1 protein-coding gene is annotated in these 385 nt (G+C 69.4%); it reads right to left on the bottom strand.

The window, feature by feature from the left end:
- Nucleotides 1–121: 121 nt before the first annotated feature.
- Nucleotides 122–385, bottom strand: a 264-nt coding sequence (locus DVDV_RS22905) for a hypothetical protein (RefSeq protein WP_217694157.1), incomplete at its 5' end; no start/stop codon positions are given.

Genomic DNA, 385 nt, shown 5'->3' with positions numbered 1-385 from the left:
GAGAGCGCCCCGATCTGGCTGGCGGAGAGTCCGGCCAGTTGCCTGGTGGTCAGGGCGGACAATTCCGTGGCGGTCAGTCCGGACACGGCCGAGGTGGACAGCGCGGCCATCTGGGTCACGGTCAGGACACCAAGCTGGGTGGTGGACAGGGCCGCCTGAAGGTGGAGGCGAGCGCCCCGAGCTGGGTGGTGGTCAGGCTGGCCATCTGGGTTTCGTTTAAAGCGCCCACCTGGGTGGCGGTCAGGGCGGACAGTTCCGTGCCGGGCATGCCCCGGATCTGGGTCGGGGTCAGCGCGCCGATCTGGGCGGTGGAGAGCACGCCGAGCTGGGTGGTGGAGAGCATCCCGATCTGGGTGGCCGTCAACTGGCGCACCTGGGTGGTGGT

Source organism: Desulfovibrio sp. DV (assembly GCF_001936595.1).
Lineage (GTDB): Bacteria > Desulfobacterota > Desulfovibrionia > Desulfovibrionales > Desulfovibrionaceae > Solidesulfovibrio.
Note: the sequence above shows the minus strand (reverse complement) of the source record. Positions and strands in the feature narration are given on the sequence as shown.